The organism is Micrococcus sp. 140720015-1 (assembly GCF_053627595.1).
The window spans coordinates 303,938-327,695 of record NZ_JBSEYC010000004.1; the positions used below are offsets into that span (position 1 = coordinate 303,938).

Below are 23,758 nucleotides of genomic sequence, written 5' to 3' on the forward strand. Positions count from 1 at the left end.
CGCGCGGGCACGCCCCGGTGTGTCCGCGCGTCGCCGTCCCCGCTGGATCCCCGACCGGAGGCTCGCCTTGACCGACACCACCCCCGACCTCGACGCCACCAACGTCACCCGCGCGGAGGCCGCGGACCGCTCCCGCCTGCTCACGGCGCAGGACTACGTCGTGGACGTGGACCTCTCCGACGCCCGGGACGCCGCGACCGACACCTATCCGGTCCGCACCGTGATCCGCTTCGCGTGCGCCGAGCCGGGCGCCCAGACCCACCTGGACTGGATCCACGGGGGTGTGGAGTCGGTGACCCTCAACGGCACGGCGCTGGACCTGGCCGAGGTCGTGGGCGAGGCCCGGGTGCTGCTGCCCGACCTCGCGGCGCAGAACGTGGTCGAGCTGGTCGGCCGGTCCGTGTACTCCCGGTCGGGCGAGGGCCTGCACCGCTTCACGGACCCCGCCGACGGCGAGGTCTACCTCTACACCCAGTACGAGCCCGCCGACGCGCGCCGCGTGTTCCCGGACTTCGAGCAGCCGGACCTCAAGGCCGCCTTCACCTTCTCCCTCACCGGGCCCGAGGACTGGGTGCTGGCCTCGAACCGGCCGGAGGTGTCCCGGACGCCGGCCGGGGACGGCGTCGTCCGGGTGGAGTTCGCCCCGACGCTCCCCCAGTCCACCTACATCACGACGCTGCTCGCCGGCCCCTATGCGCAGTGGGAGGACGCCTGGGACGGTCACCCGGCCAGTGGCGCGCAGGCCGTGCCGCTGCGGCTGTTCACCCGGCGCACGATGGCCGACGCGTTCGACCCCGAGGCCGTGTTCGACGTGACCAAGCGGGGGCTGACGTTCTTCCACGACCTGTTCGGCGTCGCGTACCCGTGGGGCAAGTACGACCAGGCGTTCGTGCCCGAGTACAACCTCGGCGCCATGGAGAACCCGGGCCTCGTGACCTTCACCGAGGACTTCGTGTTCACCTCGCGGGCCACCGCGGTCCAGTACGAGGGCCGGGCCAACGTGATCCTGCACGAGATGGCGCACATGTGGTTCGGCGACCTCGTGACGATGCACTGGTGGGACGACCTGTGGCTCAAGGAGTCGTTCGCGGACTACATGGGCGCCCTCGGCGTGGACGAGGCCACCGACTTCCGGACCGCGTGGGTGACCTTCGCGTCCCGCCGCAAGGCCTGGGCGTACGTGCAGGACCAGATGCCGACGACGCACCCCATCGTCGCGGACATCGTCGACCTCGAGGCCGCCCGTCAGAACTTCGACGGCATCACCTACGCCAAGGGCGCCTCCGTGCTCAAGCAGCTGGCCGCCTACGTGGGCCGTGACGCGTTCCTCGACGCCGCGCACCGCTACTTCGCCGCCCACGCGTGGGGCAACGCCTCCCTCGCCGACTTCATGGCCGCGCTCGAGGCCGCCTCGGGGCGGGACATGCGCGCGTGGGCGGACGCGTGGCTGCACACCTCCGGCGTGCCCCGGCTGCGGGTCGACGTCGACGGCGACACCCCGGTGCTGCACCAGGAGGGCACCGACCCGGTCACGGGCGGGCCGATCCTCCGCCCGCACGTGCTGAAGGTCGGCGTCTTCACGCCCGGGCAGGACGGCGTCCTGCGCCGCACCGCCCAGGTCACCGCCGACGTGCCGGGCGGGGCGGAGGGCGCGGCCGTGCCCCTGCCGGACCTCGAGGTCCCCGGGGGCGTCCGCCTCGTGCTGCCCAACGACGAGGACCTCACCTACGCCGCCGTCGCGCTCGACGCGGACTCGCTGCGTGCGGCCCTGACGCACCCCATCGCGGACCCGCTCGCGGAGGCCACCGTGTGGGCCGCCCTGTGGTCGATGACCCGCGACGGCGAGCTGCCGGTCGCCCGGTTCCTCGACGCGGTGGCGACGCTGTCCGCGCGGATCTCGACCGTGGGCGTGCACGCGCAGGTGCTGGCGCAGGCCGCGGCGGCCGTGGGCCAGTACGCCCGCGCCGAGGACCGGGACGCGCTGCGGGCCCGGCTGGGCGAGGTCCTGGCCGAGCAGACCCGCACGCTCGAGGCCGGCTCCGACCGCCAGCGCACCGCGGCCCGCACGTGGGCGACGCTGGCACGGGCCGACGTCGGGATGGCCGCGGCCCTCGAGGCCGCCCTGCTCGGCGAGGACGCGGCGACGTCGGCGCCGGGCCTGGCGATCGACGCGGAGCTGCGCTGGCTCGTGCTCCAGGCCCTCGCCGCGACCGGCCGGGCCGGCCAGGACCGTCTGGACGCGGAGCTCGAGGCCGGCCGCACCGCCCAGACGGTCACGTGGCACCGCCTCGCCGCGGCCGCCCGCCCCGAGGCCGAGGTCAAGGCCGCGGCGTGGGAGGCGGTCATGTCCGGCCGCACGGCCACCGGCACGGAGCTGTCCAACGACCTGCTCTCGGCCACGGCGGCCGGCTTCGCCGCGGGCGAGGTCGAGCTCCTCGCCCCCTACGAGTCCGGCTTCTGGCCGCGCCTGACCTCGGTGTGGGCCTCCCGGTCCAACGGGCTGGCCTCGCGCGCGATCGGCGGGCTGTTCCCGGGCCGCCAGGACGCGGTGGCCGGCGGCGCCGACGCGCAGGAGTCGCACCCGACGCTGGCCGCGGCCCAGCGCTGGCTGGACGAGCACCCCGACGCCCCGGGGGCCCTGCGGCGCCTGGTGGTGGAGCACACGGACGCCCTGCGCCGGTCCCTGCGCGTGCAGGCGGTGCAGCCGACCGCCTGACGCTTCCAAGTCCCCCGCTTTCGTGTGGGAAACGGGAGCCTCCCCCACCTCTTTCGTGCGGGAGACGGGAGGCTCCCGGGGGCGTGCGGATCCGTCAGCGGACCAGGAACCGCAGCTCGCGTCCCACGCGGCGCAGCCCCAGCTCGTTCGCCGCGCGCAGGGCGGCCCGGTCCCCCGCCGCCGCGGTCTCGACGACGACGGGCCGCTCCCGCAGCGCCGCCACCAGGCCCGCGTGCCGGGCCAGGTGCTCCGCCCCGCCACGGGGGTTCAAGGAGAGCGCGTTCATGTCGGCGGCGAGGATCCACCGCTCCTCGACCTGCTCGCCCTCGCGGCCCAGGCGCGCGCCCAGGGCCGCGGGGTCGACGACGTCGGCCAGGCGCGCCCCGCGGAGGCGCCCCAGCAGGGCAGCGTCACCGGCGACGACGGCGGTCGTGTGCAGCAGCGTCACCGTCAGCCCGCCGTTCCGTCCTGCGTCGAATGGGGGCGCGGCGTCCGTCGACTCCGGCACCGGCACGACCCCCGGGACACTCCACGCGTCCGGGTCCGCGCCGACCCGCTCGGCGAGCGCCCTCTGAAGTCCAGCGACCGCCTTCGCGCCGAGCGCGTCCTCGGGCGGGCGGGTGCCGAGGGACTCCTCGGGCAGGCCCAGGAGGGCGGTGAGCGCCTCGGCTCGGTCCCGGCCCCGCGCCGCCAGCGCCTCGAGCGCGGCGGAGGCCTCCGTCTCCAGCGGCAGCGCCCGCAGCGCGCCGGCCGGGATCGTCACTCCGGCGGCCCTGGCCAGCGCGGCCAGGTGCTCCCAGTGGGCTTCCTCCTCCTGGGCGGCGGTCATCCCGGGGGCGGGCTCGTCCGGGCCGGTGACCGTCACGGCCGTCTCGGCCACCTCCGACGGGGTGAGCCCGTCCCAGCCGGCGCTCGAGCTCCACCCGTGGTCGGTCAGCAGCGGCACGCGCCGGCCGTCGGCGAGCTCCAGCTCGAGCACGCACTCCACGGCCACGGTGGTCCGCGGCCTCGCCGGGGCGTCGGAGCGCGCCACCAGGCGGGCGGGCGCGGCGTCGTCGTCGCTCATGCGCCAATCCTGCCACGCCGGCCGCCCCACGCCCCGGCCGGGCCGGTCACGGCACCCGCGCGGTCCACTCCGGGGTCGTGAACTTGGTGCGGGCCAGCTGCTCGGCCTCCTCGCGAGTGGCCTCGTCCAGCTCGACGCGGCGGGCGCCGTAGCGCTCCTCGAAGGTGGTCATCATGGTCTCCCAGATCTCGGCGCGGGAGACGCCGGTCTGGCGGCGGAGCGGGTCCACGCGCTTCTTCGCCGAGGCCACGCCCTTGCCGCGCAGCTTCTCCCGGCCGATGCGCAGCACCTCGAGCATCTTGTCCGCGTCGATGTCATAGCTCATCGTCACGTGGTGCAGGAGACCGGCCGTGCCCACCCGCTTCTGCGCGGCGCCGCCGATCTTCCCCTGGTCCGTCGCGATGTCGTTGAGCGGCTGGTAGAACGCGTGCACGCCGAGTCGGGAGAGCGCGTCCATGGTCCACTCGTCCAGGAACGGGTAGGTCTCCGCCGTCTCCAGCCCGTCGACCAGCGACGACGGCACGTGCATCGAGTACGTGACGCAGTTGTCCGCCTCCATGAACATCGCGCCGCCGCCGGAGATCCGCCGCACCACGTTGATGCCGTGGCGCCGCGCCCCCTCGGGGTCCACCTCGTTGGCGAGCGACTGGAAGGCGCCGATCACCACGGCCGGCTCGTTCCACTGCCACAGGCGCATGGTCGGCTTGCGCCGACCCTCGGCCACCTGCCGGGTGAGCACCTCGTCCAGGGCCACGGTCAGCGCGATCGGCATCGGCTCTGGCGCGATGACCTCCCACTCGTGGTCCTCCCACGTGGTCGCCTTGCCGAGGGCCCGACGCACGGCCGAGGCCACCGCGAAGGCGTCCACGCCGAACAGCTCGGCCTCGGGTCGCAGACCCCGCTCGACGGCCTCCCGGATGACGCGGTGCTCGGCGTCCGCGGACAGCCCGGCCACCGCCGCGTTGAGGTCCTCGAGCGCCTCGTCCGGCTCGAGGAAGAAGTCGCCGTTGATGCTCGCGGTCGCGATCCGGCCGTCCGCGAGACTCAGGTCCGCCGCGACCAGCTTGCCGCCGATCACCTTGTATTCACCGTGGAGAGTCGTCATGCCCGTCAGCCTACGGGCGACGCGACGGGCCCCGCACCGCCCGGATCGCTCCGGGGACGCGGGGCCCGTCGTCGTGGTGGGCGTGCGGCTCAGGCCGCCGCGGTCACTTCTTGCCGCCGAAGCCCTTGAAGCGGGCGTTGAAGCGCTCGACGCGGCCGGCGGTGTCCATGATGCGCTGCTTGCCCGTGTAGAACGGGTGCGAGGCGGCCGAGATCTCGACGTCGATCACCGGGTAGGTGTTGCCATCGGTCCACTCCGCGGTCTTGTCGGAGTTCGCGGTGGTGCGGGTGAGGATCTTCTCACCGGAGGCGAGGTCGTTGAAGATGACGTAGCGGTAATCCGGGTGGATCTCAGACTTCATGGTGCATCCTTCGTGTCAGCCGCCTGATTGGGACCAGGGGCGCGAGAGGTGTGGTCAGGGGGTCCGCCGGACGGCGGGCCAGCCGCCCACTCTACCGCACCCGGGCCGGTCAGCGCGCGCGCAGCTCCCACAGCGCGACCGCCGCGGCCGCCGCCACGTTCAGCGAGTCGACGCCGGCGGGCATGGGGATGACGACGTCGGCGTCGGTCTGGGCGAGGGTCTCGGGCCGGACCCCCGGCCCCTCCTGGCCGAGGACGAGGGCCAGGCGCTCGGCGGTCCGCAGCGGCTCGATCCGGGCGGAGTCCAGGCCCACGGCGCGCTCCGTCACCTCGAGGGCGGCCACCGCGAACCCGGCCGCCCGCAGCGCAGGCAGCGACGCGGCGACCGGACCGGGCAGGCGTGCCCACGGCAGGCGGAACACCGTGCCCATCGAGACGCGGATGGCGCGCCGGTACAGCGGGTCGGCGGCCTGAGGGGTGAGCAGCAGCGCGTCCCAGCCGAGGGCGACGGCGGAGCGCACCACGGCGCCCAGGTTCGTGTGGTCCACGAGGTCCTCGGCGATGAGGACGCGCCGGGCGCCCGCGAGGACGTCGGCGAGCGGCCGGGGTGCGGGGCGGTCCATCGCGGCCAGGGCGCCGCGGTGCAGGTGGAACCCGGTGAGGGCCTCGAGCACATCGTCGGGTCCGGTGAAGACCGGGACCTCCGGATGGGCGGCGAGCACGTCCGCGAAGGACCCGCGGTAGCGGTCCCCCAGCAGGAAGGAGCGCGGGGCGTGTCCGGCGTCCAGCGCGCGGCGGACCACCTGGGAGGACTCGGCGAGGAAGACGCCGTGCTCCGCGTCGACGCGACGTCGCAGGGCCGCGTCCGTCATGGTCGTGTAGGGGGCCAGGCGGGGGTCGGCGAGGTCCTCGATCCGTTCCAGGCGCACCTCGCGGGTCCCGCCCTCACCCACCCGAGACCTGCCGCATCACCATGACCACCAGCCCGGCCAGGCCCACGATCACGATGGTGACGCGCAGCGCCGTCGGCGAGATGCGCCGCCCGATCCTCGCGCCCACGAGCCCGCCCACGAGCGAGGAGAGCGCGATCAACAGGACGGCCCGCCAGTCGATGCGGTCGAAGGCGAAGACCAGGTAGAACGCGGCGGCGGTGAGGTTGACCACCAGCGACAGCCACGTCTTCACCGCGTTGGCGTGCACGAGGGTGCCGCCCACCAGCAGCACGCCGAAGATCGCCATGAGCATGACGCCCTGGGCGGCCACGAAGTAGCCGCCGTAGATGCCGGTCAGAAACACGAGCGTCCACAGCGTCGGGGTCACGGGGCCCACCGGCACGGGAGAGTCCGCGCCGGGAGTCGGCCCCTGGTCCTCCGCCCGACGCCGGACCCACCGCTGGATGCGCGGCTGCAGCACGACGACCGTCAGGGCCACCACGAGCAGCACCGGCGCGACGTAGCCGAACACGGCCGGGGGCAGCGTGGTGAGCAGGGCGGCGCCGATGACCCCGCCGAACAGGGACGCGACGGTCAGCGTCGGCAGGAGCACCCGGGACTGGGCCAGCTCGCGGCGGTACCCGTACGTGCCGGAGAAGCCCGAGGCCACCAGGCCCATCGCATTGGAGACCTGGGCCGTCACGGGCGGGAACCCGACCGCCACGAGCGTCGGGAAGGTGACGAGCGTGCCCGAGCCGATCACCGAGTTGATCGTGCCGGCCCAGAACCCCGCGAGCAGCACGAGCAGGACCTGCCACAGGTCCATGCCCAGCAGCTGCACGGTCAGCAGCCCCGTCACCGGGCGACGGCGGTGTACCGACCGCCGGTGCGGGTCACCTTCAGGTCCGTGCCGAACGCCGCGGAGAGGTGCTCCGCGGTGAGCGTCGACTCGATGGGCCCGGCCGCCACGACGTTGCCGTCCCGCAGCAGCAGCGCATGCGTGAAGCCCGGGGGCACCTCCTCGAGGTGGTGCGTGACGAGGACCAGCGCGGGCGCGTCCTCGTCCGTGGCGAGCGCCGTCAGCTGGCGCACGAGGTCCTCCCGCCCGGCGAGGTCCAGGCCCGCGGCGGGCTCGTCCAGCAGGAGCAGCTCGGGGTCGGTCATCAGGGCGCGGGCGATGAGCACGCGCTTGCGCTCACCGTCGGAGAGGGTGCCGAACGCGCGGTGCGCGAGGCGGGAGAGCCCCCAGGTCGCCACGAGGCCGAGCGCGCGGGCGCGATCCTCCGTCTCGTACCGCTCGCGCCACGTGCCGGTGATCCCGTAGGCGGCGGTGACGACGGCGTCCTGCACGGTCTCGTTCGCGGGCACCTGGGCGGCGAGCTGGGCGGAGGACAGGCCGATGCGCGGGCGCAGCTCGAACACGTCGACGGCGCCGAGCACCTCGTCCAGCACACCGACGTCGCCGGCGGTCGGGTGCAGGCGGGCCGCGGCCAGCTGGAGCAGTGTCGACTTGCCGGCGCCGTTCGGGCCCATCACGATCCACCGCTGCCCCGCGCGGACCGTCCAGTCCAGGGGGCCGAGGATGTCGGTGGCGCCGCGGCGCACGCGCACGCGGCGCATCTGCAGCACGGCGTCCTCATCCGGGAGGAACCAGTCGTCGGGAGGCGCGGGGGTGGTCATGGGGGCCAGCCTAGTCCGGCCGGCCGGCGCGTCGCCGATGCGACGCACGCCCGGCCGCGCCCACACCCCCGCCTAGGATGCCGCGCATGAGCACCCTGCGCCGCCTCGTCGTCACCGCCGACCCCGCCCTCCTCGTCACGGACGCGCCCCCGGTCGGCGTGCCGGACGACGCCGAACGCCTCACCGACGACGGCCTGCTGGGCTGGCGATTCGCCGCGGACGAGTGGGCGGCGGCCCCCGAGCCGGGCTCCGGATGGGACGTGCACACGCTGTCGGCGACGGTCGCCGCCGCACCGGCGCCCCTCGTGGTGACGGACGTGGACTCCACGCTGATCCGGCAGGAGGTCATCGAGCTGCTCGCCGCCCACGCCGGCCGCGAGGCCGAGGTCGCCGAGGTGACGGAGCGCGCGATGCGCGGTGAGCTCGACTTCGCCGCCTCGCTGCACGCGCGCGTCGAGGCACTCGCGGGGCTGCCCGTGGGCGTCGTGGCGGACGTGGTGCGGGCCATCCGCCCCACCGACGGAGCCCTCGCGCTGATCGAGGCCGTCACCGCGGCCGGCGGCCGGGTGTGCGCGGTCTCCGGCGGCTTCACCCAGGTGCTCGCCCCGCTGGCCGAGGCGTGGGGCGTGCACGCCTACTGCGCCAACGAGCTCGAGGTGCGGGACGGGCACCTGACCGGGAAGGTGGTCGGCGACGTCGTGGACCGCGCGGCGAAGGCCGCGATGCTGCGCGCCTGGGCCGAGGACGCGGGGTTCACCCTCGAACAGGCCGTCGGCGTGGGCGACGGCGCCAACGACATCGACCTGCTCGAGGCGGCCGGCTGCGGCGTGGCGCTGTGCGCGAAGCCGATCCTCCGGGAGCACGCGGACGTCGTCGTCGACGTGCCCTCCTTCACCCCCCTGCGGTGGCTCCTCGGTCTCTGAGGCGCCCGCGCCCGGAGGTCACGAGGGCCGGATCCCACGGATCCGGCCCTCGCCGTCAGGGGTGTGCTGCGGTTCAGTTCCGCCCGAGGAAGTCCTCGGCGCCGCCCACGAGCTCGGTGTGGCCGACCTCGAGGTCCTCGCGGCCCACGAGGGAGGCGATCTCGGCGGCGAACTCCTCCACGGAGTAGAGCTTGCCGGCGGCCTCGCGGCGGGCCTCGATGGCACCGGGCTCGGCACGGTCGAGCAGGGTGGCGGTGATGGTGCCCTCGATCATGTCGCCGGAGACCACCACGAAGCCCACGCCCTTCTCGGTGAACGCGGGGATGCGCTCGCGCAGGGCGTCCTCGCCGGCGCGCTTGGAGCGGGCCACGGGCTCGTAGGAGTCCATCGTGGCGACCTCGTCGATGAAGTGCGCCTGGTGGGAGGTCACGAACACGATCTGCCCGCCGGCGCCCATGCGCTCGAGCGCGGCGTCGACCATCGCGGCCTGGGCGTCGCGGTTGAGCTTCATGGCGTAGTCCTCGCCGAACTGGGACTCCATGCCGCCCGAGGCGTTGAGCACGAGCACGTCGAGCGAGCCGAAGTGCTCCACGGCGGCGTCCAGCAGCGCGGCCCGATCCTCGGCGACGGTCACGTCGCCCCCCACGGCCACGGCGCGGCCGCCGGCGTCCACGATCCTCTGCACCACCTTGTTCGCGCGCGGCGCCTTCTGGCGGTAGTTCACCACGACGCCCGCGCCGCGGGCGGCCAGCAGCTCGGCGGTGGCGGCGCCGATGCCGCGGGAGGAGCCGGTGACGACGACGCCGCGTCCGGCCAGGTCCTGCTCGGTCATGTTCTGTGCTTCCTGTCTGCTCAGCGGTCGGTGGTCGTCAGTGGCCCATGCCCAGGCCGCCGTCCACGGGGATCACGGCCCCGGAGATGTACGCGGCCTCGTCCGAGGCCAGCCAGCGCACGACGCCGGCCACCTCCTCCGGGGCGGCGAAGCGGCCGGCCGGGATGGACGTCTTGTACTGGGCCTTGAGCCCGTCGTCGAGGGACTGCGTCATCTCGGTGTCGATGTAGCCGGGGGCCACGACGTTCGCGGTCACGCCGCGCGCGCCGAGCTCGCGCGTGATCGAGCGGGCCATCCCGACGAGGCCGGACTTGGAGGCGGCGTAGTTGACCTGGCCGGGCGAGCCGAGCAGGCCCACCACGGAGGAGACCAGGACGATGCGGCCGCGCTTCAGGCGCATCATGCCCTTGGTGGCGCGCTGCACCACGCGGAAGGCGCCGGTGAGGTTCGTGTCGATCACCGAGGTGAAGTCGTCCTCGGACATGCGCAGCAGCAGCTGGTCGTGGGTGATGCCGGCGTTGGCCACGAGCACCTCGACCGGACCGTGGGCCTCCTCGACCTGGCGGAAGGCCGCGTCCACGGAGGCCGCGTCCGTCACGTCGGCCCGGACCGCGAGGACCCCCTCCGGCCCCTCCCCCGAGCGGGAGGTGATGGCCACCCGGTCGCCGTTCGCGGCGAACGCCCGGGCGATGGCCAGGCCGATGCCGCGATTGCCCCCCGTGACGAGGACGCTGCGGCCGGCGGCCTGCGCGTCCGCTGCGGGCGTGGTGGTCTGATCGGCCATGGGAACACCTTCCGGACGGGACGGGACTAGACTGGAGCACCGGCGCGGCGCCGTCGACGCCGTCCTGCGGGACGCCGCCGAGGGCGGGCGCGCCGGCATGTGAACCACCACTCTACGTCCGCGGCCGCGCGGGGGCCCTCCGCAGGGCGCGACGTTCCAGGAGGATGCGCCATGACCAGCTCCGCCGCCGGCTCCCGAGCCGGGCGCGGGACGAAGCCGGAGGTCCAGGGGGTCACCACCGCCGCCGCCGGCCGCAGCGCGGACCGGGAGGCGCGCATGAAGGTCTACCTGGTCCAGATGCTGATCCGCACCGCCTGCTTCGTCGCCGCGCTCTTCACCCACGGCTGGTGGCAGCTCGGGTTCATCCTCGGCGCGGTCGTCCTGCCCTACGTCGCCGTCGTGCGCGTGAACAACACCGGCCCCCAGCAGGCCGGCACCCTGCGTGCCGTCCCCGCCCAGGGACCGGCCCTGAACGCCCGCCCCGACGACGCGGCGGCGCCCGAGCCGGTCGTGCTCACCGGCGACCTCGTGGACGACCCGCGCGACCGTGCGCCCCGGGCGCTGGGCCGAGGGTCCTCGTCCGCCGGCCGTCCCGGCCTGCCCGGACGGGGCGCCGCGTGATCGGGGTGGGCCCGGGTGAGCCGGGCATGGACCTGCTGGGCGCCCTCGCCGCCGGCCGCCTCGACCCCGCCGCCGGTGCCTCCGCCGCCCGATCCCCGCACGCCGCCGCGGACGGGCCCGAGCGGCCGGTCTGCTCGCGCCGCGGGTGCACCGCGGAGGCGACCTGGGCCCTGGAGTGGAACAACCCGCGCGTCCATTCCCCGGACCGGGTGAAGACCTGGCTGGCCTGCGCGGACCATCGACCCTTCCTGGACGACTTCCTGAGCGCCCGCGGCTTCCTGCGACGCTCCCGCCCGCTCGACCCGCCCGCCACGGAGGCGCCCGAGGTCGAGACGCCCGAGACCCCGCAGGAGCCCCCGCGCCCATGAGCACCCCCGCCCCCATGACGAACCCGACCGCCCGCGACGCCGAACGCCTGCCGCCCCTGCGCTTCGGCTTCCTCGCCACCGGCCCGTGGATCCTCGGCTTCGTGGTGTGCATCCTCTTCGCGTTCCTGTGCCACGCGCTCGCCCAGTGGCAGTGGGACCGCCGCGTGGAGGTCCAGCACCGCGTCAACCGCGTCCTGGAGAACTACGACGACGACCCGGTCCCGTTCGCCGAGGCCTCCCGGCTGTTCACCGCGTTCCAGACCGAGGACGAGTGGACGCCCGTGACACTGACCGGCGAGTACCTCGTCGACGAGACGCTCATCGTCCGCAACCGTCCCCGCGCCGGCCAGCCCGGCTACGAGGTGCTCGTGCCGTTCCGGACGGACGAGGGCCCCGTCGTCGTGGTGGACCGCGGCTGGCTTCCGGTGGGCAACAGCCCGGGGCGACCGGACGCCGTGCCGGCCCCGCCCGCCGGCCACGCCGAGGTCGTGGTGCGGGTCAAGCCCGGGGAGCCGGCCCTGGACCGCGACGCCCCGGACGGCCAGGTGCCCTCGATCGACCTCGCCGAGATCGCCGACACCGTGGGCGGGCCCGTGGCCGGGACGGCCTACGGGATCATGGTCACGGAGGACCCGGCGGTGGAGTCGATGCCGCAGAAGCTCGTCGAGCCCACCCTCGACGAGGGCCCGCACCTGTCCTACGCGATCCAGTGGTACCTGTTCGCGGCCATGGGCTTCGGGGTGTGGGGGTACTCCGCGTGGATGCGCGCCCGCAACGACCGGGCCGACGCCCTCGACGACGCCGCGGACGACGGGCTGCTCTCCGCGCACCGGGTCCCCCGCGCCAAGCCGGTCCGGCGGCGGCGCGACGGGCGGCTCACGGACGAGGAGGCCGAGGACGCGCTCTTCGACTGAGCCCGCCCTCCGCCTCGGCGGCCCGCGCACTCAGGCGAGGGTGATGAGGTCCCTGTAGTCGTCGTTCCAGAGGTCCTCGACCCCGTCCGGCAGCAGCACCACGCGCTCGGGGTCGAGCGCCTCGACGGCACCCTCGTCGTGGGTCACGAGCACCACGGCGCCCTCGTACTGGCGCAGCGCATGGAGGATCTCCTCCCGGCTGGCGGGGTCGAGGTTGTTCGTGGGCTCGTCCAGCAGCAGCACGTTCGCGCTCGAGGCCACGAGCGTGGCCAGCGCGAGGCGGGTCTTCTCGCCGCCGGAGAGGACGCGGGCGGGCTTGTCGACGTCGTCGCCCTGGAAGAGGAACGAGCCGAGCAGCGTGCGCGCCTGGGTGTCGCCGAGCTGCGGGGCGGCGTGGCGCATGTTGTCCAGGACGGACGCGTCCTGGTCCAGGGTGTCGTGCTCCTGGGCGAAGTAGCCCAGTTTGAGCCCGTGGCCCGCCTGCACCTCCCCGGTGTCCGGGGTCTCCTCCCCGGCGAGCATGCGCAGCAGCGTCGTCTTGCCGGCGCCGTTGTAGCCCAGGATCACCACCCGCGAGCCGCGGTCGATCGCCAGGTCCACTCCCGTGAAGATCTCGAGCGAGCCGTAGGACTTGGACAGGTTCTCGGCGCGCAGCGGCGTCTTGCCGGAGGCCTGCGGGGTGGGGAAGCGGATCGCGGCCACGCGGTCGACCGCGCGCTCGCCCTCGACGCCGCGCATGAGCCGCTCGGCGCGCTTGATCATGTTCTGCGCGGCGGTCGCCTTGGTCGCCTTGGCGCGCATCTTCTCAGCCTGGGCCAGGAGGGCCGAGGCCTTCTTCTCCGCGTTGGCGAACTCCCGGCGGCGGCGCGCCTCGTCCTGCTGACGCTGGGCGAGGTAGTTCTTCCACGTCATGTTGTAGACGTCCATGGTCTGCCGGTTCGCGTCCAGGTAGAGGACCTTGTTCACCGTCATCTCCATGAGCTCCACGTCGTGCGAGATCATCAGGAGGCCGCCGGAGTAGGTCTTCAGATAGTCGCGCAGCCACACGATCGAGTCGTGGTCGAGGTGGTTGGTGGGCTCGTCCAGCAGCAGGATGTCCGCGTCGGAGAAGAGGATGCGGGCGAGCTCCACGCGGCGGCGCTGGCCGCCGGACAGGGTGTGCAGCGGCTGGTCCAGGACGCGGTCCGGCAGGCCGAGGTTGGACGTGATCCGGGCGGCCTCGGACTCGGCCGCGTAGCCGCCGCGGGCCTCGAACTCGGCCTCCAGGCGGGAGTAGCGGTTCATCGCCCGCTCCCGCTCGGCGTCGTCGACGGCGGCCATGCCGGCCTCTGCCTCGCGCATGCGGCGGATGGTCTGGTCCAGGTCGCGGGCGGAGAGGATGCGGTCGCGGCCGGACTGGTCCATGTCCTCGACCTTGGGGTCCTGGGGCAGGTAGCCGATGCGCCCGGTCCGGGTCACCGTGCCCGCCGTGGGCTGCCCGCCGCCGGCCAGGACCTTGGTCAACGTCGTCTTGCCGGCGCCGTTGCGCCCCACGAGGCCGACCTTGTCCCCCTTGTCCACGCGGAAGTTCACCTCGTCCATGAGGAGACGGGCGCCCACGCGCAGTTCGACATCGGTGACGGTCAGCATGGGGGTGTCAGACTCCAGGGGTCGAGGGGGGAACAGGGGTGCACCGGCGGGGTCCGGCCGATCTCGACGGGCGGGGGCCAGCGCGGTGCCGGGCCAGTCTAGTCCGTCTACACTCTGGCCCCATGAGCTTCAACGAGAACGTGCAGATCGACGCCGGCCGGGCCCGATCGGGCGGAGGCGGCGGGCTGGGGGGCCGGGGCATCGCCATCGGCGGCGGCGGCGGCCTGCTCGCGTTGCTGCTCGCGATCTTCGCCCCCGGGCTGGCCGAGCAGCTCGGGATCGACACGGGCGGCGGGTCCGTCGGCCAGAGCCAGTACCAGCAGCAGACGGGCTCGGGCGGCCAGGGTCAGCCCCTCTCGGACGAGGAGTGCGCCAGCGGTGCGGACGCCAACCAGAACACGGACTGCCGCGTCATCGCGACCACCGAGGCCGCGGACGAGTTCTGGGGCGAGTACCTCGCGCAGTTCTCGGACATCCAGTGGCGCCAGCCGCAGCTCACCCTGTTCCAAGGCGGCGTGAGCACCGGCTGCGGCAGCGCCTCCTCGGCCACGGGCCCGTTCTACTGCCCGGCGGACGAGTCCATGTACTTCGACACCGCGTTCTTCGAGACGCTGCAGACTGACTTCGGCGCCGAGGGCGGACCGCTGGCGGAGGAGTACATCGTGGCGCACGAGTACGGCCACCACGTCCAGCAGGTCACCGGCTACCTGCAGCACTCGAAGGACGGGACAACCGGCCCCACCTCCGGCGCCGTGCGCGCGGAGCTGCAGGCCGACTGCTTCGCCGGCATGTGGGCCGGGCACGCCGCGTCCACCGTGGACCCCGAGTCCGGTGCGCCGTTCCTGAAGCCGATCTCGCAGAACCAGCTGCGCCAGGCCATCGACGCGGCCTCCGCCGTGGGCGATGACCGCATCCAGTCCACCCACACAGGCCGGGTGGACCCCGAGGCGTTCACGCACGGCACCTCCGAGCAGCGCATGGCCTGGTTCATGCGCGGCTACCAGAGCTCCCAGCAGGAGCCGGACATCCGCCAGTGCGACACGTTCCGGGCCTCCTCCCTGGACATCTGAGCCGGGAGCGCCGGGGCGCCTGCGGGTCCGTCCGCACTCCCCCAGCACGACGGCGGCCCGTCACCTTCTGCGCGAAGGTGACGGGCCGCCGTCGTCGTCCGGGCCGGATCAGATGTTGAAGCCGAGGGCGCGCATCTGGTCGCGGCCGTCCTCGGTGATCCGCTCGGGGCCCCACGGGGGCATCCAGACCCAGTTCAGCCGCCACTCGTCCACCATGGTGCCGATCGCCCGGGAGACCTGGTCCTCGATCTCGTCCGTGAGCGGGCAGGCCGCGGTGGTCAGGGTCATGTCCACGAGCAGCGCGCCGTCGTCGGCGTAGTGCAGCCCGTAGAGCAGGCCCAGGTCCACGACGTTGACGCCCAGCTCCGGGTCGATCACGTCCTTGAGGGCCTCACGGATGTCCTCCGTGGGCGCCTGGTTCGTGGTCTCCGTCATCTCAGGCCCCCGCCGCGGCCTTCTCGAAGCGGGCGTAGCCCTCGGCCTCGAGCTGCTCGGCGAGCTCCGGGCCGCCGGACTCGGCGACGCGGCCGTCCACCAGCACGTGCACGTGGTCCGGCTTGATGTAGTTGAGGATCCGCGTGTAGTGGGTGATCAGCAGGGTGCCCATCTCGTTCTTCGCCTGGGCGCGGTTGACGCCCTCGGAGACGATGCGCAGCGCGTCGACGTCGAGGCCGGAGTCGGTCTCATCGAGGATCGCGAACTTGGGCTTGAACAGCTCGAGCTGGAGGATCTCGGCGCGCTTCTTCTCGCCGCCGGAGAAGCCCTCGTTGACGTTGCGGTTCATGAACGCCGGGTCGATCTGCAGGGCCTCGAAGGCGCCCTTGACGTCCTTGGTCCAGGTGCGCAGCGAGGGGGCCTGGCCGTCGAGCGCGGTCTTGGCGGTGCGCAGGAAGTTGGTCATGGTGACGCCCGGGATCTCCACGGGGTACTGCATGGCCAGGAAGAGGCCGGCCTGGGCGCGCTCGTCGACGCCCATCTCCAGCACGTCCTCGCCGTCGAGGGTGATGGAGCCGGAGGTGACCTCGTAGCGCGGGTGGCCGGCGATGGTCGAGGCCAGGGTGGACTTGCCGGAGCCGTTCGGGCCCATGATCGCGTGGGTCTCGCCCGTCTCGATGGTCAGGGAGAGGCCCTTCAGGATCTCCTTGGGGCCGTTCTCGGTCTCGATCTGCACGTGCAGGTCGGTGATCTGCAGGGTTGCCATGGTGGTTCTCCTCGGGTGGAAGGCGGTGGGGTCTGCGGGGCGTCGGTCAGAGCTGCGCGATGCGCAGCTCGTCCTCCATGACGGCGGTCAGCTCGTCCTCGACGTCGCCGACGCCGATCTTCTGGATGATCTCGTTGAGGAAGCCGCGCACGATCAGGCGGCGGGCCTCGGTCTCGGAGATGCCGCGGGCCATCAGGTAGAACAGCTGGGTCTCGTCGAAGCGGCCGGTCGCGGACGCGTGGCCCGCACCCTCGATCACGCCGGTCTCGATCTCCAGGTTCGGCACCGAGTCCGCGCGCGCCCCGTCGGAGAGCAGCAGGTTCTGGTTCTTCTCGTACGTGTCCGTGCCCTCGGCTTCCTTGCGGATCAGCACGTCGCCCACCCACACGGTGCGCGCGTCCGTGCCCTGCAGGGCGCCCTTGTAGAGCACGTTCGAGACGCAGTCCGGCTGGTTGTGGTCCACGAACAGGCGGTTCTCGAGGTGCTGCCCGGCGTCGGCGAAGTACAGGCCGTACATCTCGGCCTCGCCGCGCTCCGCGGCGAACCGCGCGGTCGGGGTCAGCCGCACCACGCCGCCGCCGTAGGACACGGCCACGTGCTTGAAGTGCGCGTTCGTGGCGACCGAGGCCTGCTGGGCCGAGACGTGCACGGCGTCGCCCTCCCAGGCCTGCAGCGCGACCACGTTCAGGCGGGCGTCGCGGCGCACGTCGAACTCGACGTTCTGGGCCAGCACGGCGGTGCCGCGGTGGGCGATCACGACGTCGGCCTGCGCGTTCTCCTCCACGAGCACGGTCAGGTGCATCGCGGCCGGGTCGGCGGAGGAGCCGACGACGTCGATGCGCACCGGCTCGGCGACCTCGCCGGAGATCGTGACGACGGTGGCCTCGGAGACCGAGTTCCAGGCCGCGGCGGACACGCGGTCGTCCGGGGTCAGGACGGAGCCGACGCGGGCGTCGTCGCGGGCCACGGTCTCCACCGTGACGCCAGCCTGTTCGGCCACGGTCACGGCGGGCGCGGCGCCGGTCAGGCGCGCGTCGTCGCCCTCGGGCAGGTGCAGCCCGCCCAGGCGCTTGAGCGGGGTGAAGCGCCAGTCCTCCTCGCGCCCCGTGAGCACGGGGAAGTCGGACAGCTCGAAGGAGCTGAGGCGATCGGCGCGCGAGCCCGCGGCGTTGCGCTCCCGGCCCCCGGCCCGGGCGGCCGGGTTCTGCGCCACGGTGAGCTTCTCGCCCTCCTCGCCCATGCCCGGGATCATGGTCCGCTGGGTGTTCTCCACGGTGTCGGTCATGTCAGCCCACCGATCCTTCCATCTGCAGTTCGATCAGCTTGTTGAGCTCGAGCGCGTACTCCATGGGCAGCTCGCGGGCGATCGGCTCGATGAAGCCGCGCACGATCATGGCCATGGCCTCGTCCTCGGACATGCCGCGGCTCATGAGGTAGAAGAGCTGCTCCTCGGACACCTTCGAGACGGTCGCCTCGTGGCCGAGGGTGACGTCGTCCTCACGGATGTCGATGTACGGGTACGTGTCGGAGCGGGAGACCGTGTCCACGAGCAGGGCGTCGCACACCACCGAGTTGGCGGAGCCGTTCGCGCCCTCGGCGATCTGCACCAGGCCGCGGTAGGCGGCGCGGCCGCCGCTGCGGGCCACGGACTTGGACACGATCGAGGAGTTCGTGTGCGGGGCCATGTGCACCATCTTGGAGCCGGTGTCCTGGTGCTGGTCCTTGCCCGCGAACGCGACGGAGAGGGTCTCACCGGTGGCGTGCTCGCCGGTCAGGTACACGGCCGGGTACTTCATGGTCACCTTGGAGCCGATGTTGCCGTCGATCCACTCCATGGTGCCGCCGGCCTCGACCACGGCGCGCTTGGTCACGAGGTTGTACACGTTAGTGGACCAGTTCTGGATGGTGGTGTAGCGCACGCGGGCGTTCTTCTTCACCACGATCTCGACGACGGCCGAGTGCAGCGAGTCGGACTGGTAGATCGGCGCGGTGCAGCCCTCGATGTAGTGCACGTACGAGTCCTCGTCCGCGATGATCAGGGTCCGCTCGAACTGGCCCATGTTCTCCGTGTTGATGCGGAAGTAGGCCTGCAGCGGGATCTCCACGTGCACGCCCTTGGGCACGTACACGAAGGAGCCGCCGGACCACACGGCCGTGTTCAGGGAGGCGAACTTGTTGTCGCCGACCGGGATCACGGTGCCGAAGTACTCCTCGAAGATCTCCGGGTGCTCCTTGAGCGCGGTGTCGGTGTCGAGGAACACGACGCCCTGCTCCTCCAGGTCCTCGCGGATCTGGTGGTAGACGACCTCGGACTCGTACTGGGCGGCGACGCCGGCCACGAGACGCTCGCGCTCGGCCTCGGGGATGCCCAGGCGCTCGTAGGTGTTGCGGATGTCCTCGGGCAGGTCCTCCCAGGTCTTGGCCTGGCCCTCGGTGGAGCGCACGAAGTACTTGATGTTGTCGAAGTCGATGCCGGACAGGTCCGGGCCCCACGCCGGCATCGGCTTGCGCTCGAAGTACTTGAGGGCCTTGAGGCGCAGGTCGCGCATCCACTCCGGCTCGTCCTTCTTGCCGGAGATGTCGCGCACGACGTCCTCGTTCAGACCGCGGACGGCCTTCTCGCCGGCCGCGTCGGAGTCGGCCCAGCCGTACTGGTAGGCGCCGATGGCGTTGAGCTCGGGGTTCTTGTCGAGGATCTCCTGGATCACGCCGGGGTCGGCGGTCTCCGCGGAGTCCCGCTGGACGATCTGGTCGGTCATCTCAGCCTCTCTCACTAGTCACTGCGGTCGGGTTCGGTCGGGTGGTCGTCGGGAGCCGGGGCGTGGCCCGCGCAGCTCAGTCGCGGCCCAGCGGCACATGTGTGGTGCACACGTGGGCGCCGGCGGCGAGGGTGGAGAGCCGGCGCACGTCCACCTCGAGCAGGCGGGCGAACAGCGCGGTCTCCTCTTCACAGAACTCCGGATGGCGGGCGGGAATTCCCTGGAACGGGCAGTGCCCCTGGCAGACCTGGTCCGCGCGGAGGGTGGGCGCCAGCCCCGCGCCGAAGTGGCGCAGCGTGCCGGCGTAGCCGGCCTCGTCGAGGACCCGGGCGAGGATCCGGGTGCGGTCCTGGAGCGCGGTCTCCCGGCCGTCGACGGCGGCCGTGAAGCGCTCCTCAATCTCACGGAAGGCGTGGCGCGCGGCGCGGCGCACCTCCTCCTCCCCGCCGAGCTCCTCGAGGCGGGCCAGGGTGTCCAGGGCGACGGCGAGGTGGTCCTTGGGCAGGTGCTCCTGCGCGTGCGACGTGACCACGTAGCGGCGGGAGGGCCGTCCCGCGCCGCGGGCCGCGGTGACCCGCTTGACCTCGACGAGCGAGTCCTCCTCGAGCGCGTCCAGGTGGCGGCGCACGGCGGCGGCGGTCAGCTCCAGCTCGCGACCGATCTCGGCCGCGCTCACGGGACCACGCGTCAGGACCAGCTGCAGCACACGCTCGCGCGTGCCCTCGGCCGGGGCCGGAGCGGGGGGCGACGCAGACTGATCCGAATACACCACGCCATCATGACCTATTGATCTGGAACGGTTCAAGTGAGGATCGCCTGGCTTGATGACGCCCGCGGCGGAACCCGCCGCAGACCCGGACGCCCCCGACCCCACGAGCCAGGGTCGCAGGGCCCGAGGACTAGACTGGCACAGTGCCCCGACCTCCCCTGACCCCGGATCCCGTGCCGCGCGACGAGCCCGTCCTGCGCCTGAGCGACGTCCACCGGAGCCTCGGCCGCGGCCGGTCCCGCACCCCCGTCCTGCGGGGCGTCGACCTCACCGCCCGTGCCGGCGCCGTCACGGTGCTGCTCGGCCCCAACGGGGCTGGCAAGTCCACCACCCTCGGCCTCTGCCACGGCATGGACCGGCCCGACGCCGGATCCGTGCGCGTGTTCGGCGCAGACCCGTGGCAGGCCTCCGCCGACCTGCGCGCCCGCATCGGCGTGATGTGGCAGGAGGGGGGCCTGCCGCCCGCGATCCCCGCCCGCCGCTTCGTCGGCCACGTGGCGTCCCTGTACCGCGACCCGCTGCCCGTCGAGCCGCTGCTGGAGCGCCTGCTGATCGCCGACGTCGCCGGCCGCCCCCTGCGCCGCCTCTCCGGCGGCCAGCGCCAGCGCGTCGCGCTCGCGGCCGCCCTCGTCGGCCAGCCGGACATGCTGTTCCTCGACGAGCCCACCGCGGGCCTCGACCCGGAGACCCGGCCCGTCGTGCACGACGTCGTGCGTGAGCAGACCGACCGCGGCGCCGCCGTGCTGCTGACCACGCACCTGCTCGACGACGCCGAGCGGCTCGCCGACGACGTCGCCATCCTGCGTGCCGGCCGGGTGGTGCGCTCCGGCTCGCTGGCCGAGCTCACGCGCGTGGCCGAGGGCGACGTCGTCGACGTGGACTTCGGCGACGCCTCCCCCGACGCCGTCCGCGCCTGGGCCGACACCCTGCCCGCGCCGCTGCGCGCGGCCGGCCTCGACGAGTCCGCCCGCCTGCGCGTCGCCGGCGTCCGCGGCCCGGACGACCTGGCCGTCCTCGCGGCGAGCTGGCGGGAGCACGCCCTGATGCCCACCCGATTCGAGCGCGCCGGACTGCGCCTCGAGCAGATCCTCCGGGAGACCGCCGCATGAGCACGCCCGTCGTCGACCACCGCGCCCCGGCCGGCACCGGAGCCCACGCCGGCGCCGCCCCGCTGGCCGCCCGCGTCCTGCGTCAGGCCGGCTACGAGACCGGCACCGCGCTGCGCAACGGCGAGCAGCTGCTCGTCACGGTGGTGCTGCCCCTGCTCGCGCTCGTGGGCGTGCACGTCACCGGCCTGCTGGACACCCCCAGCCGCTCGGGCCTGGACGTGGCCGTGCCCGGCGTGCTCGCCCTGGCCGTGATCAGCTCCGCGTTCACGGCCACCGCGATCGCCACCGGCTTCGAGCGTCGCTACGACGTGCTCGCCGCCCTGGCCACCACCCCGCTGGGCACGCTCGGCCTCGTCGCCGGCAAGGCCCTGGCGGTGGTGGCCCTCCTGCTGGTGCAGGTGAGCGTGATCGGCGGCGTCGGCCTGGCGCTCGGCTGGCGTCCGGACCCCGAGGGGATCCTGCCGGCCCTCGTCGCCCTCGCGCTGGGGGCCGCCGCCTTCACGGCCCTCGGGCTGCTGCTCGCCGGCACGGCCCGGCCGGAGGCGACCCTCGCCGTCGCCAACCTGCTGTGGGTGCTGTTCGGCGCCGTCGGCGGCACGGTGTTCCCCGCCCGGGTGCCCGGCGTGGACCTGCTCCCCTCCGGCGCGCTGGGCACGGCCCTGCGGGCCGCCCTTCTGGACGGGGCCTGGTCGCCCGTCCCCCTGCTCGTGCTCACCCTGTGGGGCGCCGTGGCCGTCGCGGCCGCGCTCCGCTGGTTCCGCTGGCGGCCCTGAGCCGTCTCCCGTCCCCCTGCATCGAACGATCGGAAGGACACCGTGTCCACCACCACCCCCGCGGCCCGGACCGCCCCGGCCGGGCTCGCCGCCCGCCTGCCGCAGCGCCTGACGAAGGCCACCATGGCCCTCGCCGTGGCGTCCCTGGCGTCCGAGATCGGCATCATCGTCACCGGCGGCGCCGTGCGCCTCACCGGCTCCGGCCTGGGCTGCCCCACGTGGCCCAAGTGCTCACCCGAGTCCCTCACCAACACCCCGGAGATGGGCATCCACGGCTACATCGAATTCGGCAACCGGACGCTGACGTTCGTCCTGGTGGTCATCGCCGCCGCCATGTTCCTGTCCCTGTGGAACCTGCGCGGCACCCACCGGAGCCCCTTCTGGCTCTCCGTGGGCCTGCTGGCCGGCATCCCCGCCCAGGCCCTCGTGGGCGGCGTCGTGGTCCTGACGCATCTGAACCCGTGGTGGGTGGCCGGCCACTTCATCGTGTCCTCGATCATGGTGGCCGTGGCCACCCTGCTCGTGGTTCGCATCGCCGCCGAGCGCCGCGCCGGCCGGGCGGGCGTGCCCCTCGTCGACGGCGCCACCACCGGCCGGTCCCGTGCCGCCGCCTGGGCCGCGTTCGCGCTGACGTGGGCCGCCGTGTACCTGGGCACGGTGGTGACCGGCACGGGCCCGCACTCCGGCGATCCCGGCTCGCCTCGCCACGAGTTCGACCCGCTGCTGGTCACCCGGGTCCACGTGGTCCCGGTGTACCTGCTCCTGGCGGCCGCCCTCGTCCTGTTCTTCACGGTGCGCCGCGCGGCCGGCGCCTCCCGCCTGCAGCGCGCCGCCGTGCTGCGGCTCCTGCTCGCCCTCGTGTTCCAGGCCGCCGTGGGCTACACCCAGCACTTCACGGGCCTGCCGATCGGCGTGGTCCTGCTGCACATGCTCGGCTCGGCACTGCTCGTGGCGTCCGCGACGGAGGCCTGGGACCGGCAGGTCGCCCGTTACGTCACGGCCGGACCGGGCGCCGCGGTCCAGGCCGCCGCGCCCGCGCGCACCGTCGCCGCGGGCTGACGCCCCCGCGCACGCGAACGGCCCCGCACCGGCAGGTGCGGGGCCGTCGTCGTCTGCGCCCGGGGCGGACCGGAGGTCAGGCGCCGAAGTGCATCAGCGGCGCACCCACGAACGGGTCCACGGCCAGGGCGATGAACAGCAGCGTCAGGTAGGTGATGGAGAGGTGGAAGACCTTCATGGCCTTGCGGTCCTCGAAGTCCTCGCGCTGGGCCTGCACCTGCAGCACGTGGGACTCCCAGATGAACCAGCCGCCGACGACGAGCGCGACCGCGGTGTAGACGATGCCGGCCCAGCCCATCGGCACGAGCAGGAGGGAGCAGGCCACGGTGGCCCACGCGTAGAGCACGACCTGATTGGAGACGTGGCGCGCGGAGGCGATGGCGCCGAGCATCGGCACGTCGGCCTGCTGGTAGTCGCGCTTGTACTTCATGGACAGCGGCCAGTAGTGCGGGGGCGTCCACAGGAAGACCACGAGGAACAGCACGATGGCCGGCCACTCCACGGTCCCCCGCACGGCCGCCCAGCCGATCAGCACGGGGAAGCAGCCGGCGATGCCGCCCCACACGATGTTCTGCTCCGTGCGGCGCTTGAGCACGAGCGAGTACACGACCACGTAGAAGAAGATGGCGGCCACGCCCAGGCCCGCCGCCAGCCAGTTGGCGCCGAACCCGAGGATCAGGATGGACACGACCGTCTGCACCCACGCGAACACGAGGGCCTCGCGCGGGGTGACCTCGCCGGTGACGAGCGGCCGGTTCTCGGTGCGCTTCATGACCCGGTCGATGTCCCGGTCGATGTAGCAGTTGAAGGTGCCGGAGGCACCGGCGGCGAGCGCACCGCCGACGAGCGTGGCGATCATGGTGAGCACGTCCGGGAAGCCGCGCTGCGCGAAGATCATGGTCGGCAGCGTGGTCACCAGCAGCAGCTCGATCACCCGGGGCTTCGTCAGCTCGACGTACGCCCGCACCTTGCGGCGCAGGGGCAGCGGGGACCGGTCGACGGCGCCGGGCTCGGCGGCGGGGACGCGGGCGGCGGACGGCGACTCCAGGGAGGATGACATCTGCTTCTCACGGTGAGGGGACGGTGGG

The 23,758-nt window shown here is 73.5% G+C and carries 24 protein-coding genes; 9 read left to right on the plus strand and 15 right to left on the minus strand.

Translation table 11 applies throughout. The features are described from left to right. The first annotated feature begins 67 nt into the window (after positions 1 to 67). On the plus strand, positions 68 to 2,716 hold the full coding sequence (gene pepN / locus ACUXPL_RS08725) for an aminopeptidase N (protein WP_454183247.1): 2,649 nt from the start codon (positions 68 to 70) through the stop codon (positions 2,714 to 2,716). Positions 2,717 to 2,810: 94 nt separating this feature from the next. Here the strand turns inward: pepN and ACUXPL_RS08730 are convergent, their stop codons facing one another. From ACUXPL_RS08730 to ACUXPL_RS08755, 6 genes are all read right to left on the minus strand, one after another. Continuing rightward, the gene (locus ACUXPL_RS08730) at positions 2,811 to 3,782 is read right to left on the minus strand and encodes a hypothetical protein (protein WP_454183249.1); all 972 of its coding nucleotides are present in this window, start codon (positions 3,780 to 3,782) and stop codon (positions 2,811 to 2,813) included. Positions 3,783 to 3,828: 46 nt separating this feature from the next. Beyond that, complete coding sequence (locus tag ACUXPL_RS08735; protein WP_454183251.1) at positions 3,829 to 4,887, minus strand: lipoate--protein ligase family protein; 1,059 nt, start codon at positions 4,885 to 4,887, stop codon at positions 3,829 to 3,831. A 103-nt stretch (positions 4,888 to 4,990) separates the two neighbouring features. Next, positions 4,991 to 5,248, minus strand: a complete 258-nt coding sequence (locus ACUXPL_RS08740; protein ID WP_002855042.1) for a type B 50S ribosomal protein L31 — start codon at positions 5,246 to 5,248, stop codon at positions 4,991 to 4,993. 109 nt (positions 5,249 to 5,357) lie between these two features. Next, entirely contained in the window at positions 5,358 to 6,200 is an 843-nt protein-coding gene (locus ACUXPL_RS08745; protein ID WP_454183253.1) for a TrmH family RNA methyltransferase, read from the minus strand. After that, positions 6,193 to 7,038, minus strand: a complete 846-nt coding sequence (locus ACUXPL_RS08750; protein WP_454183255.1) for a sulfite exporter TauE/SafE family protein — start codon at positions 7,036 to 7,038, stop codon at positions 6,193 to 6,195. Before ACUXPL_RS08750 ends, ACUXPL_RS08745 begins: the two co-directional genes overlap by 8 nt. Further along, positions 7,035 to 7,859 carry an ABC transporter ATP-binding protein gene (locus ACUXPL_RS08755; protein WP_454183257.1) on the minus strand — a complete coding sequence of 275 codons (825 nt, stop codon included), beginning with the start codon at positions 7,857 to 7,859 and terminating at the stop codon, positions 7,035 to 7,037. The genes ACUXPL_RS08750 and ACUXPL_RS08755 overlap by 4 nt, the downstream gene beginning before the upstream one ends. Before the next feature lie 86 nt (positions 7,860 to 7,945). On the opposite strand from ACUXPL_RS08755, the gene serB reads away from it, so the two are divergent. Beyond that, complete coding sequence (gene serB, locus ACUXPL_RS08760) at positions 7,946 to 8,782, plus strand: phosphoserine phosphatase SerB (protein WP_454183259.1); 837 nt, start codon at positions 7,946 to 7,948, stop codon at positions 8,780 to 8,782. A gap of 73 nt (positions 8,783 to 8,855) precedes the next feature. Here serB and ACUXPL_RS08765 read toward each other — a convergent pair whose 3' ends face one another. Then, entirely contained in the window at positions 8,856 to 9,614 is a 759-nt protein-coding gene (locus tag ACUXPL_RS08765; RefSeq protein WP_454183261.1) for an SDR family oxidoreductase, read from the minus strand. A gap of 37 nt (positions 9,615 to 9,651) precedes the next feature. Beyond that, complete coding sequence (gene fabG, locus ACUXPL_RS08770) at positions 9,652 to 10,398, minus strand: 3-oxoacyl-ACP reductase FabG (RefSeq protein ID WP_454183263.1); 747 nt, start codon at positions 10,396 to 10,398, stop codon at positions 9,652 to 9,654. A 171-nt stretch (positions 10,399 to 10,569) separates the two neighbouring features. Between fabG and ACUXPL_RS08775 the strand changes: the two genes are divergently transcribed. The 3 genes from ACUXPL_RS08775 to ACUXPL_RS08785 are packed head-to-tail and all read left to right on the plus strand — an operon-like array spanning position 10,570 to position 12,301. Then, positions 10,570 to 11,019, plus strand: a complete 450-nt coding sequence (locus ACUXPL_RS08775; RefSeq protein ID WP_454183265.1) for a DUF3099 domain-containing protein — start codon at positions 10,570 to 10,572, stop codon at positions 11,017 to 11,019. Continuing rightward, positions 11,016 to 11,387, plus strand: a complete 372-nt coding sequence (locus ACUXPL_RS08780; RefSeq protein ID WP_454183267.1) for a hypothetical protein — start codon at positions 11,016 to 11,018, stop codon at positions 11,385 to 11,387. Before ACUXPL_RS08775 ends, ACUXPL_RS08780 begins: the two co-directional genes overlap by 4 nt. Further along, on the plus strand, positions 11,384 to 12,301 hold the full coding sequence (locus ACUXPL_RS08785) for an SURF1 family cytochrome oxidase biogenesis protein (protein ID WP_454183268.1): 918 nt from the start codon (positions 11,384 to 11,386) through the stop codon (positions 12,299 to 12,301). Before ACUXPL_RS08780 ends, ACUXPL_RS08785 begins: the two co-directional genes overlap by 4 nt. Positions 12,302 to 12,331: 30 nt before the next feature. Here ACUXPL_RS08785 and abc-f read toward each other — a convergent pair whose 3' ends face one another. Continuing rightward, positions 12,332 to 13,930 (minus strand): ribosomal protection-like ABC-F family protein, encoded by a 1,599-nt coding sequence (abc-f, locus tag ACUXPL_RS08790; protein ID WP_180535583.1) that lies wholly within the window; start codon positions 13,928 to 13,930, stop codon positions 12,332 to 12,334. A 122-nt stretch (positions 13,931 to 14,052) separates the two neighbouring features. Between abc-f and ypfJ the strand changes: the two genes are divergently transcribed. After that, positions 14,053 to 15,000, plus strand: coding sequence for a KPN_02809 family neutral zinc metallopeptidase (ypfJ, locus tag ACUXPL_RS08795; protein ID WP_454183270.1), 948 nt, complete (start codon positions 14,053 to 14,055; stop codon positions 14,998 to 15,000). A 108-nt stretch (positions 15,001 to 15,108) separates the two neighbouring features. Here the strand turns inward: ypfJ and ACUXPL_RS08800 are convergent, their stop codons facing one another. The 5 genes from ACUXPL_RS08800 to ACUXPL_RS08820 form a co-directional block, all read right to left on the minus strand. Beyond that, on the minus strand, positions 15,109 to 15,435 hold the full coding sequence (locus tag ACUXPL_RS08800; protein WP_002855327.1) for a metal-sulfur cluster assembly factor: 327 nt from the start codon (positions 15,433 to 15,435) through the stop codon (positions 15,109 to 15,111). A gap of 1 nt (position 15,436) precedes the next feature. Then, a complete protein-coding gene (gene sufC, locus ACUXPL_RS08805; RefSeq protein WP_200968791.1) occupies positions 15,437 to 16,201 on the minus strand; it encodes a Fe-S cluster assembly ATPase SufC in 765 nt (254 codons plus the stop codon). Positions 16,202 to 16,247: 46 nt separating this feature from the next. Further along, positions 16,248 to 17,486, minus strand: coding sequence for a Fe-S cluster assembly protein SufD (sufD, locus tag ACUXPL_RS08810; RefSeq protein WP_180535580.1), 1,239 nt, complete (start codon positions 17,484 to 17,486; stop codon positions 16,248 to 16,250). Position 17,487: 1 nt separating this feature from the next. After that, complete coding sequence (sufB, locus tag ACUXPL_RS08815) at positions 17,488 to 18,960, minus strand: Fe-S cluster assembly protein SufB (RefSeq protein WP_036315257.1); 1,473 nt, start codon at positions 18,958 to 18,960, stop codon at positions 17,488 to 17,490. Between the two features lie 76 nt (positions 18,961 to 19,036). Beyond that, complete coding sequence (locus ACUXPL_RS08820) at positions 19,037 to 19,729, minus strand: helix-turn-helix transcriptional regulator (protein ID WP_454183273.1); 693 nt, start codon at positions 19,727 to 19,729, stop codon at positions 19,037 to 19,039. Positions 19,730 to 19,872: 143 nt separating this feature from the next. On the opposite strand from ACUXPL_RS08820, the gene ACUXPL_RS08825 reads away from it, so the two are divergent. From ACUXPL_RS08825 to ACUXPL_RS08835, 3 genes are read left to right on the plus strand one after another with little or no spacing between them, the layout of a single operon-like run. After that, positions 19,873 to 20,838: an ABC transporter ATP-binding protein gene (locus ACUXPL_RS08825; RefSeq protein WP_454183275.1), complete on the plus strand. Its 966-nt coding sequence runs from the start codon at positions 19,873 to 19,875 to the stop codon at positions 20,836 to 20,838. After that, entirely contained in the window at positions 20,835 to 21,611 is a 777-nt protein-coding gene (locus ACUXPL_RS08830; protein WP_454183277.1) for an ABC transporter permease, read from the plus strand. The genes ACUXPL_RS08825 and ACUXPL_RS08830 overlap by 4 nt, the downstream gene beginning before the upstream one ends. 42 nt (positions 21,612 to 21,653) lie before the next feature. Continuing rightward, entirely contained in the window at positions 21,654 to 22,670 is a 1,017-nt protein-coding gene (locus ACUXPL_RS08835; RefSeq protein WP_454183279.1) for a COX15/CtaA family protein, read from the plus strand. A gap of 76 nt (positions 22,671 to 22,746) precedes the next feature. Here ACUXPL_RS08835 and ACUXPL_RS08840 read toward each other — a convergent pair whose 3' ends face one another. Continuing rightward, the gene (locus tag ACUXPL_RS08840) at positions 22,747 to 23,730 is read right to left on the minus strand and encodes a heme o synthase (protein WP_180535576.1); all 984 of its coding nucleotides are present in this window, start codon (positions 23,728 to 23,730) and stop codon (positions 22,747 to 22,749) included. Positions 23,731 to 23,758: the final 28 nt, after the last annotated feature.

Bases quoted from the DNA above. Each gene is read 5' to 3' on its own strand.
- ACUXPL_RS08765 (WP_454183261.1), bottom strand. From the start codon at position 9,614: ATGACCGAGCAGGACCTGGCCGGACGCGGCGTCGTCGTCACCGGCTCC.
- ypfJ (WP_454183270.1), top strand. From the start codon at position 14,053: ATGAGCTTCAACGAGAACGTGCAGATCGACGCCGGCCGGGCCCGATCG.
- ACUXPL_RS08800 (WP_002855327.1), bottom strand. From the start codon at position 15,435: ATGACGGAGACCACGAACCAGGCGCCCACGGAGGACATCCGTGAGGCC.
- ACUXPL_RS08840 (WP_180535576.1), bottom strand. From the start codon at position 23,730: ATGTCATCCTCCCTGGAGTCGCCGTCCGCCGCCCGCGTCCCCGCCGCC.
- ACUXPL_RS08735 (WP_454183251.1), bottom strand. From the start codon at position 4,887: ATGACGACTCTCCACGGTGAATACAAGGTGATCGGCGGCAAGCTGGTC.
- fabG (WP_454183263.1), bottom strand. From the start codon at position 10,398: ATGGCCGATCAGACCACCACGCCCGCAGCGGACGCGCAGGCCGCCGGC.
- serB (WP_454183259.1), top strand. From the start codon at position 7,946: ATGAGCACCCTGCGCCGCCTCGTCGTCACCGCCGACCCCGCCCTCCTC.
- ACUXPL_RS08730 (WP_454183249.1), bottom strand. From the start codon at position 3,782: ATGAGCGACGACGACGCCGCGCCCGCCCGCCTGGTGGCGCGCTCCGAC.
- ACUXPL_RS08740 (WP_002855042.1), bottom strand. From the start codon at position 5,248: ATGAAGTCTGAGATCCACCCGGATTACCGCTACGTCATCTTCAACGAC.
- sufC (WP_200968791.1), bottom strand. From the start codon at position 16,201: ATGGCAACCCTGCAGATCACCGACCTGCACGTGCAGATCGAGACCGAG.
- ACUXPL_RS08785 (WP_454183268.1), top strand. From the start codon at position 11,384: ATGAGCACCCCCGCCCCCATGACGAACCCGACCGCCCGCGACGCCGAA.
- ACUXPL_RS08830 (WP_454183277.1), top strand. From the start codon at position 20,835: ATGAGCACGCCCGTCGTCGACCACCGCGCCCCGGCCGGCACCGGAGCC.
- sufB (WP_036315257.1), bottom strand. From the start codon at position 18,960: ATGACCGACCAGATCGTCCAGCGGGACTCCGCGGAGACCGCCGACCCC.
- ACUXPL_RS08755 (WP_454183257.1), bottom strand. From the start codon at position 7,859: ATGACCACCCCCGCGCCTCCCGACGACTGGTTCCTCCCGGATGAGGAC.
- sufD (WP_180535580.1), bottom strand. From the start codon at position 17,486: ATGACCGACACCGTGGAGAACACCCAGCGGACCATGATCCCGGGCATG.
- abc-f (WP_180535583.1), bottom strand. From the start codon at position 13,930: ATGCTGACCGTCACCGATGTCGAACTGCGCGTGGGCGCCCGTCTCCTC.
- ACUXPL_RS08775 (WP_454183265.1), top strand. From the start codon at position 10,570: ATGACCAGCTCCGCCGCCGGCTCCCGAGCCGGGCGCGGGACGAAGCCG.